This is a genomic window from Nocardioides piscis, from assembly GCF_011300215.1.
Lineage (GTDB): Bacteria > Actinomycetota > Actinomycetes > Propionibacteriales > Nocardioidaceae > Nocardioides > Nocardioides piscis.
In genome coordinates, this window is record NZ_CP049866.1 from 3,346,091 (window position 1) to 3,359,683 (window position 13,593).

At 69.2% G+C, this 13,593-nt stretch carries 11 protein-coding genes; 7 read left to right on the forward strand and 4 right to left on the reverse strand.

What is annotated here, in order from left to right; translation table 11 throughout:
- Positions 1–53: 53 nt before the first annotated feature.
- Entirely contained in the window at positions 54–746 is a 693-nt protein-coding gene (locus tag G7071_RS16440; RefSeq protein ID WP_166320467.1) for a DUF305 domain-containing protein, read from the reverse strand.
- A gap of 196 nt (positions 747–942) precedes the next feature.
- On the opposite strand from G7071_RS16440, the gene G7071_RS16445 reads away from it, so the two are divergent.
- The 7 genes from G7071_RS16445 (at position 943) to G7071_RS16475 (ending at position 8,939) form a co-directional block, all read left to right on the forward strand.
- Entirely contained in the window at positions 943–1,842 is a 900-nt protein-coding gene (locus G7071_RS16445; RefSeq protein ID WP_166320468.1) for a universal stress protein, read from the forward strand.
- Positions 1,843–1,893: 51 nt separating this feature from the next.
- Positions 1,894–3,480: a cation:proton antiporter family protein gene (locus tag G7071_RS16450; RefSeq protein ID WP_166320469.1), complete on the forward strand. Its 1,587-nt coding sequence runs from the start codon at positions 1,894–1,896 to the stop codon at positions 3,478–3,480.
- A gap of 48 nt (positions 3,481–3,528) precedes the next feature.
- Complete coding sequence (locus G7071_RS16455) at positions 3,529–4,317, forward strand: 2-keto-4-pentenoate hydratase (RefSeq protein ID WP_166320470.1); 789 nt, start codon at positions 3,529–3,531, stop codon at positions 4,315–4,317.
- 112 nt (positions 4,318–4,429) lie between these two features.
- Positions 4,430–5,020 (forward strand): 2-oxoacid:acceptor oxidoreductase family protein, encoded by a 591-nt coding sequence (locus tag G7071_RS16460; protein WP_206062836.1) that lies wholly within the window; start codon positions 4,430–4,432, stop codon positions 5,018–5,020.
- A gap of 3 nt (positions 5,021–5,023) precedes the next feature.
- Entirely contained in the window at positions 5,024–6,280 is a 1,257-nt protein-coding gene (gene porA / locus G7071_RS16465) for a pyruvate ferredoxin oxidoreductase (protein WP_166320471.1), read from the forward strand.
- Positions 6,281–6,291: 11 nt separating this feature from the next.
- Positions 6,292–7,287: a thiamine pyrophosphate-dependent enzyme gene (locus tag G7071_RS16470; protein ID WP_166320472.1), complete on the forward strand. Its 996-nt coding sequence runs from the start codon at positions 6,292–6,294 to the stop codon at positions 7,285–7,287.
- Complete coding sequence (locus tag G7071_RS16475; protein ID WP_166320473.1) at positions 7,284–8,939, forward strand: NAD(P)-binding protein; 1,656 nt, start codon at positions 7,284–7,286, stop codon at positions 8,937–8,939. Before G7071_RS16470 ends, G7071_RS16475 begins: the two co-directional genes overlap by 4 nt.
- 227 nt (positions 8,940–9,166) lie before the next feature.
- On the opposite strand, the gene G7071_RS16480 is transcribed toward G7071_RS16475, so the two are convergent.
- The 3 genes from G7071_RS16480 to asnB are packed head-to-tail and all read right to left on the reverse strand — an operon-like array spanning position 9,167 to position 13,589.
- Positions 9,167–10,378: an ATP-grasp domain-containing protein gene (locus G7071_RS16480; protein WP_166320474.1), complete on the reverse strand. Its 1,212-nt coding sequence runs from the start codon at positions 10,376–10,378 to the stop codon at positions 9,167–9,169.
- A 39-nt stretch (positions 10,379–10,417) separates the two neighbouring features.
- The gene (locus tag G7071_RS16485) at positions 10,418–11,797 is read right to left on the reverse strand and encodes a PEP-utilizing enzyme (protein WP_166320475.1); all 1,380 of its coding nucleotides are present in this window, start codon (positions 11,795–11,797) and stop codon (positions 10,418–10,420) included.
- Positions 11,790–13,589: an asparagine synthase (glutamine-hydrolyzing) gene (asnB, locus tag G7071_RS16490; protein WP_166320476.1), complete on the reverse strand. Its 1,800-nt coding sequence runs from the start codon at positions 13,587–13,589 to the stop codon at positions 11,790–11,792. Before asnB ends, G7071_RS16485 begins: the two co-directional genes overlap by 8 nt.
- Positions 13,590–13,593: the final 4 nt, after the last annotated feature.

The following is a 13,593-nucleotide window of genomic DNA, read 5'->3' on the forward strand; positions in this document are numbered from 1 at the left end:
CACGGTCACCGGTCACCCTGTCTCGGAGTGCTCTGTCCTCGGGTTGTCACCGATCACATGTCGTGCATGTCCGCGCCCATGCCGCCCATGCCCATGTGCCAACCCATGCCGCCCCTGACGTCGAACCACTCGACCAGCCAGCGCCTCATCTGCCGGATCTCCGCGCTCTGGGCGCTGATGATGTCGCGGGCGAGGTCCGCGACCTCCGGGTGCAGGTCGTCGGCGTCCGTCAGGAGGTGCCGCGACATCATCACGGCCATGTGGTGGTGCATCACCATGTCCTCGAGGAACACCTGGTCGAGGTCATCACCATCGAGCCCCTGCAGGTCGCGCATCATCGGTTCGTACGACGCCTGGCCGGCGTCGTCGTACCACGCCTCCAGCCACGTCTGCATCTGGTCGATCTCGGCCGTCTGGCCGGTGACGATCGACCGCCCCAGCTCACGCATCTGGGATCGGTCGGAGCGCTCGAGCTCAGCGGCCGCCGTGACAGCCTCCTGGTGGTGGGCGATCATCTCGACGAGGAAGTCCTGCTCGTCGCCGGCCATCATGTTCTGCGACATGCCCATGTGACCGCGCTCCGCCTGGCCCGACGTCGCTCCGTGACCGTGGGCCTGCATGGTCCGCAGATCCGGACCCGACTGGATCGCAACGATCGCGAAGACCACGGCCAGCGTCGTAGCCACGGCGGCGACGATCCACGCCACCCGGCTGCTCGAGGTCCGTGCTTCGAGTGGCTCAGCCATGGCAGACGACCCTTCTTCGGTGCTCTCAGGAGCGGACACTCCCAGCGTCCCTCCCGCACCCGCCGCTCGACAGAGGAGACGGTCCCGGATCCGCGGGACCAAGGACCGCTGAACGCTCCACGGCTGGGCACAAGGTCCCACGGGTCGGGGAACTTCGCCCATGGCCCGCGGGCAGGGACGGGGACAGAGTCGAGGTATGACCATCCAACTCGCACCCGGAAGCATCATCGTGGGCGTCGACGGCTCTGCCGACGCCGAGCGCGCCTTGCGCTGGGCCGCGGAGCAGGCCGCGCTGGAGCGTCGCCACCTGGCCGTGGTCGCGGTCTCGGGACTCAACCAGGTCCCCACCGCAGCCTGGGCCAACGCCGCCGGCAGCTATGTGATCCCGCCCGCCGAGCTCGCCGCCCAGATGCAGGCAGCCGCAGACGACGCGGCAGGATCCGCGCGACGGTTGCAGCCGGGGCTGACTGTCTCGGCTCACACGGCCCACGGCGACCCGCGCGATGTGCTGGTCGAGCTCTCGGCCGACGCGCACTTGGTCGTCGTCGGGTCCCGGGGGCGCGGCGTTCTCCGCAGCCGCCTGCTGGGTTCGGTCAGCGCGACCGTCGCCCGGCACGCCGAGTCACCGGTCGCCGTGTGCCGCCCGGAGTCCCCCGGCAGCGTCCGCAGGGGCGTGCTGGTCGGCGCCGACGGAACGCTCGAGGGGCAGGCGGTGCTCGAGGTGGCCTTCCAGCACGCCTCGGCGAGGGGTCTGCCGCTGACGGTGCTCCACGCCTTCCACGACGTCGTGGCAGCCGTGAACGGCCCACACCTGGTCCCTGCCACAGAAGGTCTGCTCGAGAAGGAGCGCCTGCTCCTCGCAGAATCGGTCGCCGGCTTCTCGGAGAAGTTCCCCGACGTCCACGTGGACGTGCAGCTCGCGCGGGGTTTCGCCCGCGAGTGCCTGTCCGAGGCATCGGAGCAGTGGCACCTCGTCGTGGTCGGCCGACACCCGACCGACTCGCTTGCCCGCATGGTGTCCTCGACCGTCGCCACCGCGGTGGTCGAGCGGGCGCACACCACGGTGGTCGTGGTGCCCATCCCTGCCCCGGCCTGAGTCCGGCTCGCGCCGTCCGCCCACGCACTGTGGTCGATAGCCTCGCGCCCCATGGGTGACATCGCAGCGATCCTGACCACGGCCCTGGGAGCCGGGCTGCTGGCCAGCGTCCTGCGGCTGCCGCCCCTGGTGGGCTTCCTGGCCGCAGGTTTCGCCCTGAGCGCCGCCGGCGTGAGCGCGCCGCCGCTGCTCGACGTGCTGGCGAGCCTCGGGGTGACCCTCCTGCTCTTCGGCATCGGTCTCAAGCTCGACCTCCGGGTGCTCGTCCGCAGCGAGGTCTGGCTCACCGCGAGCGCTCACATGGCCCTGACGACGGTCGTCGCGGCGGCATACCTCGGCCTCTTCGGGGTGCTGGGCGTGGGTCTGCTCGCCGATCAGGGGTGGCAGACGCTGCTGCTGGTCGGCTTCGCCCTGTCGTTCTCCAGCACCGTGTTCGTCGTCAAGACGCTCGAGGAACGCGGCGGCACCGCCGCGCTGAGCGGTCGCACCGCGATCGGCATCCTGATCGTGCAGGACCTGGCTGCCGTGGCCTTCCTCGCCGCGACGCACGAGGACCCGCCGAGCCTGTGGGCGTTCGGTCTCGTCCTCCTCATCCCGGCCGCCCTCCTCGTCCGGCCTCTCCTCGACCACCTGGGCCACGACGAGCTGCGCCCCCTCTTCGGGCTGGTCGCCGCACTCGTCCCTGGCTATGCCCTCTTCGAGGCCGTCGGGCTCAAGGGCGACCTGGGTGCCCTCGTGGTCGGGATCCTGCTGGCCCCGCACGCCGGGTCCGAGGCCTTGAGCAAGAGCCTGTTCTCGATCAAGGAGATCCTGCTCGTCGGCTTCTTCCTCTCCGTCGGGTTCACCGGGCTCCCGACGCTCGGGGAGCTGCTGATCAGCGCTGCGCTCCTGCTCCTGCTCCCGCTCAAGGCGGCAGGCTTCGCGGCCCTGCTCTGGACGCGCGGCCTGCGTCGACGGACCTCGGTCCGCACAGCCACGACACTCGGCAACTTCTCCGAGTTCGGGCTCATCGTCGCCGTCGCCGCGGGCTCGGGCCTGGGCGAGGAGTGGCTGGGCGTCCTGGCGACGACCGTGGCGGCCAGCTTCCTGCTGTCCGCGGTCGTGGGTCGCCACCCGGATGCCTTCGTCGAGCTGACCCGTCGCGTGCTCCCCGACCACCCGGTCGAACGGCTGCACGCCGACGACCGCCCGATCGACGTGGGCGACGCGGAGGCCGTCGTGCTCGGCATGGGGCGGGTCGGGCGGGCGGCATACGAGCGCCTCACGCGCGACTACGGGCTCCGGGTGGTCGGGGTCGAGGACTTCCCCTCGCGCCAGGAGTCGCTCGTGGCCGACGGTCTCAACGTGGTCCTCGGCGACGCCACCGACCCCGAGTTCTGGGCCCGGATGCGACCGCACCACGTCCAGCTCGCCGTCCTGGCGATGCCCTTCCACACCAGCAACGTCGATGCCCTCAGGAAGCTCCAGGACAGCGAGTTCGCAGGCACCGTCGCGGTGGTCGCGCAATATGACGACGACCTCGAACAGGCCCGCGCCCTCGGCGCCCACACGGGCTTCCAGCTCTACGACGGGGTCGGTGCCGAGCTGGCCGACCGCGCAGCCGACGAGGCTGGGCTTCCCCGCCGGGACGGTGGTTGAGTTGTTGCACCGAACCGACCGACGTCTGCAACCGTGAGGAAGACCGCCATGCCCGACATCCATGCCCTGGCCGCCAGGCTCGACGAGGCAGTCCGTACGGCGACGGCGATCCCCCAGCTCACCGACGAGACCGCCATCAGCCTCGACGAGGCCTATGCCGTGCAGGCCGCCGGTGTCGAGATCCGCGAGCAGCGCGGCGACGCCGTCGTCGGGGTCAAGCTCGGCTTCACCAGCCAGGCCAAGGCAGAGCAGATGGGCGTCTCGGACGTCATCATCGGCGTGATCCACCAGAGCATGGCGGTCGACGACGGCGGCTCCACGGACGTCACGGCACTGGTGCACCCCCGGATCGAACCCGAGGTGGCCTTCCTGCTCGGAGTCGACGTCGACCCCAGCGACGACGACTCCGACATCCTCGCAGCGACCACCCACGTCGCTCCCGCGCTGGAGATCATCGACAGCCGCTACCGCGACTTCACGTTCTCCCTCGAGGACGTCGTCGCCGACAACACCTCCGCGGCCGGCTTCGTCCTCGGGCCGTGGCAGCCGTTCGACCAGGCCCGTGCCGGCCTCGACCTGGCGGCGCTCGACGTGGTCCTCAGCGTCGACGGCACCGAGGCGGCGCGCGGGTCCAGCGCCGACATCCTCGGCGACCCGGTGCTGGCCCTGGCGGCGGTCAAGCGGATGGCGGCGCAGCACGGCATCTCGCTGCCCGCCGGCTCGGTCGTCCTGGCCGGAGCAGCCACAGCCGCCATACCCCTCGGTGCAGGCGTCGAGGTGCGTGCCGAGCTCGGCAGCCTCGGATCCGTCTCGGTCCACACCGAGACGGCCCCGTGACCAGTCGGCGAGGCCTTCGCGGAAGTCGTCCCGCGCACGCGGGACCAAGGGCCCTGTCCAGCGGTGGCCCAGCGACCGATGATGGTGTGACGACAGGCAGGAGGTCGACGCCATGCAGTCCACAGCGAGCCCGGTCGCAGCTGGCCTGTTCGAGGTCCGGCTGCACGGGCGCGGAGGACAGGGTGTGGTCACCGCAGCTGAGCTGCTGAGCGAGGCGGCCTTCGCGGAAGGTCGGCACGCCCAGGCGTTCCCGAGCTTCGGCAGTGAGCGCACCGGGGCACCGGTCGTCTCCTACTGCCGCATCGGCGACGAGGTGATCCGCACCCGCGAGCCGGTGATGGAGCCGCACGCGCTCGTGGTCCAGGACGCCACCCTCCTGCACCAGGTCGATGTCTTCGCCGGGCTGCGCAGTGACGGGTGGGTGCTCATCAACAGCAGGGAGACGCCCGGTCAGCTCGGCATCGAATCTCTCGAAGCAGGGCACGTGCTCACCGTGGACGCGACCAACCTCGCCAGGCAGCACGTCGGGCGCCCGATGCCCAACGCCGCGCTGCTGGGTGGGCTGGCGGCGATGACCGGCATCGTCCACCTCGACGCGGTCGCTGCGGCAATCCGGGCGAAGTTCCCCGGTGGCATCGCCGAGGGCAACGTGTCCGCTGCGCAGGCTGCCTACGACCTCGTCAGCGCAAGGAAGGTGGGCTGAGACGTGCCCGTGCAGATCGAGGGGTCACAGGCGGTCGCTGCGGCCGTGGCCGCGTGCCGCCCACAGGTCATCGGCGCCTATCCGATCAGTCCGCAGACCCACATCGTCGAGACCCTCAGCAGGCTGGTGAAGTCCGGAGAGCTCCCGGGCTGCGAATACGTCAACGTCGAGTCCGAGTTCGCTGCGATGAGCGTGTGCATCGGCGCGTCCGCCACCGGCGCTCGCTCCTACACCGCGACGGCGAGCCAAGGCCTCCTCTACATGGTCGAGGCCGTCTACAACGCCTCCGGACTCGGCCTCCCGATCGTGATGACGGTGGCCAACCGCGCCATCGGTGCCCCCATCAACATCTGGAACGACCACTCCGACGCCATGAGCCAGCGCGACTCCGGATGGCTGCAGCTCTATGCCGAGACCAACCAGGAGGCCGCCGACCTGCACGTGCAGGCCTTCCGCATCGCGGAGGCACTGAGCCTGCCGGTCATGGTGTGCATGGACGGTTTCATCCTCACGCACGCCGTGGAGCAGGTCGAGCTGCCCACGCTCGAGCAGGTCGAGGCCTTCCTGCCGCCCTTCCAGCCGCGCCAGGTGCTCGACGTCGACGACCCGGTCTCGATCGGGGCGATGGTCGGGCCGGAGGCCTTCACCGAGGTCCGCTACCTCGCCCACGACCGACAGGTCCAGGCGCTCGACCTGATCCCCCAGGTGGCCCTGGAGTACGCCGCGATCACTGGGCGCGAGGCCGGGGGGCTGGTGCGCCCCTACCGCCTCGACGACGCCGAGACCGCAGTCATCGCCCTCGGCTCGGCGCTCGGCACCATCAAGGACGTGGTCGACGAGCGCCGCGAGCGCGGGGAGCGGATCGGCGTCCTCGGGATCACCTCGTTCCGGCCCTTCCCGCTCGAGGCGGTGCGCCACGCGCTCGCGGGCGTGATGCGTTTCGTCGTGGTCGAGAAGGCCTTCAGCGCCGGCATCGGCGGGATCGTCGACTCCCACGTGCGGATGGCGTTTCGCGGTCACACGGTGCCGCCCAACTACACCGTGATCGCAGGCCTGGGCGGCCGGCCGATCTTGAAGAGGAGCCTGCACGCCATGCTCGAGGAGGCGATGGCCGACCGCCTCGCGCCCCTGACCTTCCTCGATCTCAACCACGACCTCGTCGACGCCGAGCTGGCACGCCAGCGCGCCGATGTCCGGTCCGGGCCGATGGCCGAGAACCTGCTCCGCGACCTCGGGACCGTGCGGTCCGCCCCCCACTGAGGAGTGCAGCCATGACAGAGGCTCCCATCCGCTTCTACCAGGTCGGCTCGTTCGCGGTCGGCAACCGGCTGCTGCCGCTGGAGGTGCGCACCGTCCAGGCCGAGAGCGACCGCAGCAACGCGATCACCTCCGGTCACCGCGCCTGTCAGGGCTGCGGAGAGGCCCTCGGTGCGCGCTACGCCCTCGACGCGGCGATGGCTGCCACGAAGGGGCAGATGTTCGCCGTCAACGCGACGGGCTGCCTGGAGGTGTTCTCCACCCCCTACCCCGAGACCTCGTGGCGCCTGCCTTGGCTGCACTCGCTGTTCGGCAACGCCCCCGCCGTGGCGACGGGGGTGGCCGCGGCGCTCAAGGCGCAGGGGCGCGACGACATCCGCGTGGTCGCGCAGGGCGGTGACGGCGGCACGGTCGACATCGGCTTCGCGTGCCTGTCGGGCATGTTCGAGCGCAACGACGACGTGCTCTACATCTGCTACGACAACGAGGGCTACATGAACACCGGCGTCCAGCGCTCCGGGGCCACCCCGCCGGCCGCGCGGACGATGACCACCCAGGCGGTCGGCGACGACCCGGGCAACGTGTTCGGGCAGGGCAAGGACGTGCCACGAATTGCGATGGCCCACGAGATCCCCTACGTCGCCACCGCCACCGTCGCCGATCTCCACGACCTGGAGGCCAAGGCGACCAAGGCGATGTCGATGCGTGGAGCGCGCTATCTCCACGTCCTCGTGCCGTGTCCGTTGGGGTGGGGGTCAGAGTCGTCGGCGACGCTCGCCGTGGCGCGCGGTGCGACGCAGTCGGGACTCTTCCCCGTGTTCGAGGCGGAGGGCGGGGAGGTCACCGGAGTCACCCCCATCCGCAGGCAGGTGCCGGTGGAGGACTACCTGTCGATGCAGAAGCGGTTCGCGCACCTCTTCTCGCCCCGCCGGCGCGACGACGTGATCGCGCGCGTGCAGGCACAGGCCGACAAGAACATCCGTCGCTACGGGCTCTTGGAGGAGTCATGACCGAGCAGCGCCTGACCGATCTCGGCATGCCGCAGCGGCCGTTCGCCATCACGCTCGACGTGGGTTCGAGCCTGGCCAACCACACCGGCACCTGGCGCACCGAGCGGCCGGTCTACGTCTCCAACCTGCCGCCGTGCAACCACGCCTGCCCGGCCGGGGAAGACATCCAGCAGTGGCTCTACCTCGCCGAGGAGGGCGGCTACGAAGCAGCGTGGCGACGGATCCTGGCCGACAACCCGTTCCCCGCGATCATGGGTCGGGTCTGCTACCACCCCTGCGAGACCGCGTGCAACCGCGCGGAGATCGACGAGGCCGTCGGCATCAATGCCGTCGAGCGCTTCCTCGGTGACCAGGCCCGTGTCGAGGGCTGGGCGTTGCCGACCCCCGCGCCCGGCTCCGGCAAGCGCGTCCTCGTGGTGGGCGCCGGACCGTCCGGTCTGTCGGCCGCGTGGTTCCTTCGGCTGCTGGGGCACGACGTCACCCTCCGCGACGCAGAGGACCGACCGGGCGGGATGATGCGCTACGGCATCCCGGCCTACCGCTTGCCTCGCGACGTGGTCGACGAGGAGATCGCGAGGATCGAGACCCTGGGCGTCCACTTCGAGCTGGGCAGCAGGGTCGACGACCTGGAGCCGCTGCTGGCGACGTACGACGCCGTCTTCCTCGCCGTCGGTGCGCACGTCGGCCGTCGGGCCTACGTTCCCGCCGGCGAGGCGGCCCGCATCGTCGACGCCGTCTCCCTGCTGCACGACGTCGAGGGGGGTACGGCGCCACTGCTCGGGCGCACAGTGGCGGTCTACGGCGGCGGCAACACCGCCCTCGATGCCGCCAGGACCGCGAGGCGGCTCGGGGCGACGGATGCGGTGGTGGTCTATCGCCGGACACGGGACCGGATGCCGGCGCACGACTCCGAGGTGCAGGAGGCTCTCGACGAGGGCATCCGGATGAAGTGGCTGTCGACGGTCAAGCACGCCGACGAGGGCGTGCTGCTCATCGAGAAGATGGAGCTGGACGAGACCGGGTTCCCGCAGCCGACCGGCGAGATGGAGGAGCTGGCTGCCGACAGCCTGGTGCTCGCCCTGGGCCAGGACGCCGATCTCGCCCTTCTCGACGGGCTGGACGGCATCACCACCACCGGCGGCGTCGTCGATGTCGACCCCTCGATGATGACGGGCCGGATCGGGCTCTTCGCCGGCGGCGACATGGTGCCGTCGGACCGGACCGTCACCGTGGCCGTCGGGCACGGCAAGACGGCAGCCCGCCACATCGACGCGTGGCTTCGCGGGACGACATGTCCGCCTGTTCCGCAGAGGTCGCTGGCCGCCTTCGACGACCTCACGACCTGGTACTACAGCGACGCCCCGCACCGCGTGCGGCCACGGCTCGAGGGTGCCCGCCGGGCGGGGACCTTCGACGAGGTCGTGCAGGGGCTCGACCCCGAGTCCGCCCTCTTCGAGGCGAGGCGCTGCCTGTCGTGCGGCAACTGCTTCGGCTGCGACAACTGCTTCGGGGTGTGCCCCGACAACGCGGTGAAGAAGATCGGCGCACCTGGGCCGGGCGGGTATGAGTTCGACTTCGACTTCTGCAAGGGCTGCGGGCTGTGCGTGGCCGAGTGCCCCTGCGGGGCGATCACGATGGTGCCTGAGGAGTAGTCCGTCCCGGCGGTGCCGATCACCCCGGCGCCGGTGAAGGCGCTGGACCTGGGTCTCGGTGCTCTGCGCTACGTGGACGGTGGCGGTGATGTCGCGCGCCCGCGCTGACCTTGATCATCCCGAGCGTGAAGATGGTCAATGCCCCTGGGCGGCATCGGCGCATGGCCTTCCCCAGCGTCCGCAATGATTGTGCGTCAAGAGTCAGCGACCGCAGTGCACGCTGGTGCTCAGTGCGACCGCACCGAGGAGGCAAACCAGAGAGCACACTGGCGCAGATTGCGATCGACCTCGGCCCAGTCGGCACCGGCGACGACCACCTCACCGACCCGGTCGAACGACTGGGTCCTCCTTCCCAGTCGGTCACCGACCCCATGGCGCAGCGAGCACTGGATGACCCCTGGACGGGCCAGGACGTCCTCGCTTCGCGGCATCTGGGCGATGACACCCGCCGGGGCGGTGAGGTTTGCGCATCCGAACACCCGCTCCTGCTTCGCTCTGGCGGCGTCTGCGCGCCCTCGCGGAGCTGCGATCTCTTCCGCGAGGGCCGCCGCGGCCCAGCTGAGGTGGAGGTCGACGCCGGTCGCCAGCCGCGTCACGTCGTCGACCCGACCACCGGAAACCCTGCCGGCACACTCACTGAACACCAGACGCCCATCGGGTTGCTCGAATGCCTCCAGGTGGAAGACCCCGTCACGATGCCCGAGCGCGGCCAGCGCGCGCTCTGCCAGCAGACCGCCCTGCTCATAGAGATTTCCGTCAGCCATCGGCGAGAGGCAGACGGATCCCACGAGAGCTCCCCCATGCACCTCCATGAGGTTTTCGAGGTAGCGCGACACCGTGAGAGTCGTGACGTGACCGCTCTGGACCACCCCGTCGAGATGCAGCTCGGACCCGGCGACGAACTCCTCGACAAGCCACGGGCCGCCCTCTGCCGAGACTGCCCATTCCACCGCCTCGGCCGCGGACGAGAGCCGCAGGGTGTCGCGCGCACCAAGCCCGTTGAGCGGCTTGACGACGACCGGGAATCCGCCGATCTGGCCGACTTCGCCGACGATGTCAGCCACGAAGGGCAGGACACGGCAGCGGGCGACGTCGAGGCCAGCTGAGCGTATCCGCGACTTCTGCACGAACTTGTCCCGCATCGCCATGGCCACGTCGAGTGACATCGCCCTGGTGCCCAGCACGCCGCCGAGGACCGCGGCCGTGACTTGTCCCCACTCCTGGGCGCTGACCACGGCGACGAAAGGTCGCGACCAGGAGAGCGCGGCCAGCACGCCCTCCACGTCGGCAGGGTCGGCCACAGGGATCAGGGTGACACCGTCCATGACCGGCAGGGCACGCTTCTCTGCGTGCCGAAGGACGCACGTCACCTCGACACCAAACATCCGCAGCGCCCGGACGGCTGGCAGCTTCCACCCCACCAGGAGAACACCCGGCACGGGTTCGTCTGCGGGGGAACCACGAGCGTCTCGGTGGCTTCATCGGTGAACAATGTCGATCCTTCCCGCCGAGGCGTCCAGCTCCACCACGTCTCCGTCTCGAAGGAGCTTGGTTCCGAAGCGTGTTCCGATGAGCGCGGGCAGTCTCATCTCGCGGGCAATGATGCTGGCGTGCCCCGTCAGCCCTCCTTCATCGGTCACCAGGCCGGCACAGCGGTTGAGCAACGGGACGAAGTCCGGCGTCGTCTGCGGCGTCACGAGGATCGTGTCATCGCCGATCAGGTCTCGCTTGGCCTCCAAGGAGTCGGTCCATGAAATGTTGAGCACCACGCCACGGACCCGCCCAGGAAAGCCGGTGGCACCGGTCAGGACCCGTGAACCAAGCATCGTCTCCATCGAGAGCCTCTCGCCCCGTCTGGCCACATCGGTCCCGTTGTAGAAGAGCTCCATGAAACCGTCGGTGCATTCCAGGACGTAGCTGGAGCGATCACCTCGGGTGGGTCGGCCCTCGAAAACCTCCTCGGCGACGAGGCCGTCCTCGACCATGCCCAGCCTGGCCCGTGCCTGTTCCATCAGGTACCAGACCTTCATCCAGCACTGACGGGTCATGAAGCGGTAGTACGACAGGTCCCTGACCACCGCTGCTCGCGCGCACAGCTCATCCTGTCCGGCCAACACGGATGGCATCGGGTTGAGGATCCCCGACGCGGCGGCTCGTAGCCTGTCGGCCTGCATCCCGACGGTCTCCAGGTCCTCTTGATCGACGTGGAGCCGGTGTTGGAGGTCGGACACGCTTGTCGGTTGCTTGGAGTCCCCAGCGGTGAGGTAGGTCCAGGTGGCGTGGTGCGCCAACAGACGATCTCGCTGGTCCCCGGCCGCCGCGGCCAACACGTTGTCGTGCCACTCCAAGCGCTCGCGCAGGACCTGCGGCAGCCGGCGCGGACGCAGCAGCCAGTCCAACACCTCTTGACGTGCCTCCGGCAGGAGCTCGAGCTCGTCAAGCCCCTGCATGAGCGCGGCGTCAACCACCGCCGTCAAGTGGGGTTGACTGCACAGGTGGAGGCTGATGGCTCGGTGGAAGAGCGTCTCCAGCGTGTGAAGACCCGCCAGCGAGGTTTCCCCATCCGGCTCCCAGGGGAGCTTCTCCAGTTCCGACGAGAGATCCTCGATCAGGGCGAAATAGGCGCTCAGGCGAGCCGCATCGGCATAGAACTCGCGCGCGGCCGCGGCCATGCGCGACACCTCTCCTTGTGGAATCCAGAAGCCGAATCCGTCTTCGTCGCAGGATGCGAGCCACTGCCGCTCCTGATCACCGAGGATGGCCCGTACTTCGCCAGAGACGTAGACGTCGTGGAGCAGGTGGTGGCACCAGTAGTAGTCGAGCACAGGCGACTCCCACTGCAAGAGCAGCTCATCCATGGAACACCTCTCCGAACCGCCAGGTGCTCAGCACTTGGAGGCGCGCCTCGTCCAGATTGCCGTAGAAGGACCCTTCGACCCCGGGATCCACCAGGCGTTTGAGCTCCTCGGGCAGATAGAGCGCCTGCACGAGCGGGTGTTCGCGCATCTGTGGCAGATGCTCCTCGAAGAGGGCGAGCAGCTCGGCGCCTCCCGACGTCGTCTTCGGCAAGGGCTGCTTGCGCCGGTGGACGATCTCGGACGGAAGACACCCACCCAGTGCGTCCTTGAGGAGCGCCTTGCCGGACGGCTCGTCGCCGGGAAGGTGTTGCGCGGACGGGATCCGGAAGGCCTCCTCAGCCAGCTCGCGATCCAGGAACGGCACTCGCACTTCGACGCCGCTCCTCATCGACATGAGATCCTCGAACTCAAGGATCGCGCCGAGGCAGGTGCGCACCAAGAATGCCGAGACCTTCCGGCGTGTGTCATTGCCACTCCCTTGATCGTCGACGGTTTGGAAGACTTCGCGCGCGAGATCGTCCAGACGCGCCTCGTGCGCCGGATCCAGCACACCCGACAGCGGAGACTCGTGCCACCGAGTGCGGAAGTAGTCCAGATATGAATCGGCTTCGTGGGGCCGGTGATAGATCTGCGAGAACCAGCTCCAGATCTGGGGGTAGTACCCGTACCAGAACTCATCCGCTCCCTGACCGTTGAGCACCACCCGGACCCCTGTGCGCGAGACCTGGGAATAGATGTGGTCCCAGACGCGGACCCGGTCGTCGTAGAGCGGACTCGCCAGGGTTCGAACACATGCGTCGATCTGCTCCAGGGTCCACGGAGGCGGGGACGGGAGGATCTCGTGCCGCCCACTCGTCGACAGCAGCCGCTGTGCCAGCAACGCGGCCCACCTGCCGTCCTCGTCGAACTCGAGGCTGTTGGGACCGAAGTCGAGAGTGAAAGCGACCAGGTCACCCCCTTGGGCTGCGGCCGTCGCCAGGATGAGAGATGAGTCCAGCCCGCCGGACAGAGCGAAGCCCAAGGACGCATCGGAGACCGTGTGCTCACGGACGACGCGGGCGAAGGTCTCCGACAGGTCGATCGGGTCGCGGGGGGCGTTCGCCGCTTCCAGGAGATCGTAGTAGGGGGTCTCGCTCAAGATTCCCTCGTGCCACGTGGCGACGGTTCCCGGCGCCAGGGCCTGCACCTGACGGAAAGCCGTGCGGGTGGGGTCGAAGCCGATGAAGGGGTCGAGGAGACTCTTGCGGGCGAGATAGTCGATGTCCACGTCTGCAGTCAGCGACGGGATCAGGTCAAGGAGTGCTGCCACCTCGCTGGCGAAGGCCAGCTCGCCGCCACTGCAGTGGACGAACAGTGGCTTGATCCCGAATCGGTCGCGCGCCAGCCACAGCCTTTGCTGGACATGGTCATATGCCGCGATGGCGAACATCCCGTCGAACCGCTTCACGGCTGCAAGGAACCCGAAGACACTGATCGCCTCGGCAACCACCTCGGCGTCACCCGTGGTGATGAAGGTGCTCCCTCGCCCCGAGAGCTCCTCGCGCACCCGGTCGGCGTTGTAGATCTCGCCGTTGAACAGGACCGTGCAGGTCCCCCGCGACAACGGTTGGTCCGCCGCGGGAGAAAGGTCCTGGATGGCCAGCCGCGCGAACCCCAACAGCACACGCCGGTCACCGAGCCGTACGTCGATCTGCCTGAGGGCGTCCGGCCCCCGATGCTCCATCCCTGACAGGGCATTGGCAAACATCTCCCGGTCGGGAGAGGACCCGATCGAGCCGAGAATTCCGCACATGGTG

What these genes read in the sequence shown, in the direction of transcription:
- G7071_RS16440 (WP_166320467.1), bottom strand. Translation starts at nt 746, where the DNA reads ATGGCTGAGCCACTCGAAGCACGGACCTCGAGCAGCCGGGTGGCGTGG.
- G7071_RS16445 (WP_166320468.1), top strand. Translation starts at nt 943, where the DNA reads ATGACCATCCAACTCGCACCCGGAAGCATCATCGTGGGCGTCGACGGC.
- G7071_RS16450 (WP_166320469.1), top strand. Translation starts at nt 1,894, where the DNA reads ATGGGTGACATCGCAGCGATCCTGACCACGGCCCTGGGAGCCGGGCTG.
- G7071_RS16455 (WP_166320470.1), top strand. Translation starts at nt 3,529, where the DNA reads ATGCCCGACATCCATGCCCTGGCCGCCAGGCTCGACGAGGCAGTCCGT.
- G7071_RS16460 (WP_206062836.1), top strand. Translation starts at nt 4,430, where the DNA reads ATGCAGTCCACAGCGAGCCCGGTCGCAGCTGGCCTGTTCGAGGTCCGG.
- G7071_RS16470 (WP_166320472.1), top strand. Translation starts at nt 6,292, where the DNA reads ATGACAGAGGCTCCCATCCGCTTCTACCAGGTCGGCTCGTTCGCGGTC.
- G7071_RS16475 (WP_166320473.1), top strand. Translation starts at nt 7,284, where the DNA reads ATGACCGAGCAGCGCCTGACCGATCTCGGCATGCCGCAGCGGCCGTTC.
- G7071_RS16485 (WP_166320475.1), bottom strand. Translation starts at nt 11,797, where the DNA reads ATGGATGAGCTGCTCTTGCAGTGGGAGTCGCCTGTGCTCGACTACTAC.
- asnB (WP_166320476.1), bottom strand. Translation starts at nt 13,589, where the DNA reads ATGTGCGGAATTCTCGGCTCGATCGGGTCCTCTCCCGACCGGGAGATG.